The sequence below is a fragment of the Pirellulales bacterium genome (genome assembly GCA_035939775.1).
Classification (GTDB): Bacteria; Planctomycetota; Planctomycetia; order Pirellulales; family DATAWG01; genus DASZFO01.
In genome coordinates, this window is sequence record DASZFO010000099.1 from 1 (window position 1) to 3,151 (window position 3,151).

Genomic DNA, 3,151 nt, shown 5'->3' on the forward strand with positions numbered 1-3,151 from the left:
ACCTGCTCGAGCTTTTCCAAGACCAAGGCAAGGTGCAGCAGATTGTGAACAACCTGCTCTCCAACGCAATCAAGTTCACACCCGAAGGGGGCCGGATCGTCGTCAGCGCCCGACAAGAAGTGCGCGGCGAACGAGAGGAACTCGTGCTCACCGTGGCCGACACGGGCGTGGGCATCGCCGAGGAAGATCAGGTGGCGATCTTCGAGAAATTCCGCCAAGGCAAGACAGCCATGGCCGGCGGCGATGCTATGACCCGCGAACACTCTGGCACCGGACTCGGCCTGTCGATCGTCAAGGAGTTGTGCAAGCTGCTCGGTGGCGAAGTATCGCTTCACAGCGAACTTGGCAAGGGAAGCACATTCATCGTCCGCTTGCCGTGGGTGCGGGCCGACCAGCCGCGTATGGATTCGCCGATCGGCGAGAATATTGACGAGCTGCTTCGCCCGCGACGCCAGGAACTCCGCCGCACGTTGGATCGGCCGGTGCCGGCGGCCCCCGTCTCGGAATGACATTCGCCACGCGCGGTTGATGCTCCATGCCGAAAGCCGCCGATCCTGAGCCCGAAGTACAACTCTTCACCGACGGCGCATGTAGCGGCAATCCGGGTCCCGGCGGCTGGGCCTACATTCTTCGACATCCGGCCTCGGGCAAAGAGGTCGAGCAAGCGGGCGGCGAGCCAGAAACGACCAATAATCGGATGGAACTCATGGCCGTCATCCGCGGCCTGGAAGCCCTCAAGCGGCCGACCCATGTCGAGCTATTTACCGACAGCGAATACGTCCGCCAAGGCTTGAGCCTCTGGATGCCGAAGTGGAAGGCGAATGGCTGGAGCCGTTCGGCGAATCGATTCAGCAAGGGGGGCGCGATCAAGAATCTCGATCTGTGGAAGCAGCTCGATAAACTGATCTCAACCCACCACCTCAAATTCACCCGCGTCGCCGGCCATAGCGGGCACCCGGAAAACGATCGCTGCGACGAACTGGCCGTCGCTGCTATTCGGCAATTCAAGCGGAAGTGAGTTCGCGGGCACTAACCGCTGAGCGTGCCCTTCGTGCTCGGCACGCCGCGCATCCGCGGATCGTGCTCGACCGCCATTCGGAGCGAGCGGGCAGTCGATTTGAACACCGCCTCGCTGATGTGATGGCTATTGCGGCCGTGGTGCAATAGCACGTGCAGATTCATCAAGGCGTTGGCCGCCGCGGATTGCCAGAAGTCTTCGACCAGTTCGCTGTCAAAATCGCCGATTTTGGCCGACGGAAAGCCGACCTGGAACACCATCGCATAGCGGCCGCTCAGATCGACGGCCGAGGTGACCAGCGTCTCTTCCATTGGCAAGGTGAAGTGCCCGTAGCGTCGGATGCCCGATTTGTCGCCGAGCGCCTGCTTGAGCGCCTGGCCAAACGCGATCCCGACATCCTCCACCGTATGGTGCTGATCGACGTGCAGATCGCCTTTGGCGTCGACCACCAGATCAAACGCCGCATGCTTGGCCAACAACGTGAGCATGTGGTCAAAGAAGCCGACGCCGGTGGCGACGCGGCTTTGGCCCGAGCCGTCGAGCGAGAGTTCCAAATGGATCTCGGTCTCGGCCGTCTTGCGATCAATGATGGCGGTGCGAGTCATATCGCTAAATCATGCGCGCCAGCGCCGCGAAAAGCGCGTCGATCTGATCGTCGGTGCCCACCGAGACCCGCAATCCGTCCCCCCAATCGGCATAATTCATATATCTCACCAGGATTCGCTCTGCCTTGAGCCGTTCGTACAGCGGCTTGACCGAAAGCGACAGATGCGTGTTCCAAACGAAATTCGCCTGCGAATCGACGACCGTGAACCCCAGCCGCCGCATGCCGTCGGTCAGCCGCCGCCGGCTGGCGATGATCTTGGCCCGATTGTTGGTGAGCCATGATTGATCGTCGATCGCGGCGGTCGCCCCGGCGATCGACAAGGCATCACAATTATAAGAATCCTTGAGCTTCACGAGTTGCTCGATGATCTGCGGCTGCGCCACGACGTAACCGAACCGCAGCCCGGCCAGTGCATACGACTTGCTCTGCGACCGCGAGACGAGAATCTTTTCGTTCTCGGCCACGAGCTTGAGGCAGTTCGTGTCGGCGAAATCGACGTAGGCTTCATCCACCAACAGTGGACACGGCAGCCGGTCGGCCAGTTCGCGGATTCGCTCTGGCGAGACCATCGTGCCCGAGGGACTATTTGGATTCGGCAGAAAGGCGAAACTGAGGCGCTCGCGGCGGGCGGCGAAATCGTCGCCCAGCGACCAGTCGCATTGGAAAAGGATCTCCTCGGATTCGGCGCCCTGCAATTGGGCGAGCGTCTTGTAGAGGATGTAGCTCGGGTAGGGTAGCCGCAGCAAGTCGCCCGCTGCGACGAACGCCCGCGTGACGATCGTCAAGATGTCGTCGCTGCCGTTGCCGCACATGATCCAGCCCGGCTCGACCCCGAGCACTTCGGCCGCCCGGCGGCGAAACGCCTCGGCCATCGGATCGGGATAGCGCTGCAAGCCTTGTTCGAGCGCCGCCGCAATCGCCCGCGTCACCGCCGGCGAACAGGGATAGGGATTCTCGTTCGTATTGAGCTTGATAAACTTCCCGCCGCGCGGCTGCTCGCCAGGCGCATAACCTTCAATCGCGGCAATGTCGGGACGAACGTACATGCGAAAACTAGTTCCAATTTACTCTGTCGAGACTCTAGCCACGGATTGAACACGGATGGAGCACAGATTCTTATTAACGGGCTTCGCCCGCCGAATCCTTAGAATCCGTGTTTAATCAGTGTTCCATCCGTGGCTAAAAACCCTTCTTTTTCAATCTCATCTCCACACTCGCCCAATGAGCGGTGAGACCTTCCTTCTCGGCCAGCAAGCGGATGTCGTCGGCAACCGCGGCGAGGCCAGCCTGAGTATATGCGATCACGCTGTTGCCGCGAATGAAGTCGAGCGCCGAAAGGCCGCTGGCAAATCGGGCCGTGCCGCCGGTCGGCAGCACGTGCGACGGTCCCGCCGCGTAATCGCCGAGGGCCACAGGGCTGAAATGGCCCAGAAACGCCGCTCCGGCGTGCGGAATCTTGTCGAGCAACCGCTCGGGGTCGGCCGTGGCGATGTGCAGATGTTCCGGCGAGATCTCATCGGCCAACG

Annotated in this window: 5 protein-coding genes; 2 read left to right on the plus strand and 3 right to left on the minus strand. The window is 61.3% G+C overall.

Annotated features, from left to right (window positions below; translation table 11 throughout):
* Both VGY55_05970 and rnhA read left to right on the plus strand, forming a co-directional pair.
* Positions 1 to 509, plus strand: a 509-nt coding sequence (locus VGY55_05970; GenBank protein HEV2969520.1) for an ATP-binding protein, incomplete at its 5' end; no start/stop codon positions are given.
* Between the two features lie 26 nt (positions 510 to 535).
* Positions 536 to 1,018 carry a ribonuclease HI gene (gene rnhA / locus VGY55_05975; protein ID HEV2969521.1) on the plus strand — a complete coding sequence of 161 codons (483 nt, stop codon included), beginning with the start codon at positions 536 to 538 and terminating at the stop codon, positions 1,016 to 1,018.
* Positions 1,019 to 1,029: 11 nt separating this feature from the next.
* On the opposite strand, the gene hisB is transcribed toward rnhA, so the two are convergent.
* From hisB to VGY55_05990, 3 genes are all read right to left on the minus strand, one after another.
* Positions 1,030 to 1,623 (minus strand): imidazoleglycerol-phosphate dehydratase HisB, encoded by a 594-nt coding sequence (gene hisB, locus VGY55_05980; protein HEV2969522.1) that lies wholly within the window; start codon positions 1,621 to 1,623, stop codon positions 1,030 to 1,032.
* 4 nt (positions 1,624 to 1,627) lie between these two features.
* Positions 1,628 to 2,671: a histidinol-phosphate transaminase gene (hisC, locus tag VGY55_05985; GenBank protein ID HEV2969523.1), complete on the minus strand. Its 1,044-nt coding sequence runs from the start codon at positions 2,669 to 2,671 to the stop codon at positions 1,628 to 1,630.
* A gap of 133 nt (positions 2,672 to 2,804) precedes the next feature.
* Positions 2,805 to 3,151: histidinol dehydrogenase (locus VGY55_05990; protein ID HEV2969524.1), on the minus strand; the 347-nt coding region annotated here is incomplete at its 5' end.

What these genes read in the sequence shown, in the direction of transcription:
- rnhA (HEV2969521.1), top strand. Translation starts at nt 536, where the DNA reads ATGCCGAAAGCCGCCGATCCTGAGCCCGAAGTACAACTCTTCACCGAC.
- hisB (HEV2969522.1), bottom strand. Translation starts at nt 1,623, where the DNA reads ATGACTCGCACCGCCATCATTGATCGCAAGACGGCCGAGACCGAGATC.
- hisC (HEV2969523.1), bottom strand. Translation starts at nt 2,671, where the DNA reads ATGTACGTTCGTCCCGACATTGCCGCGATTGAAGGTTATGCGCCTGGC.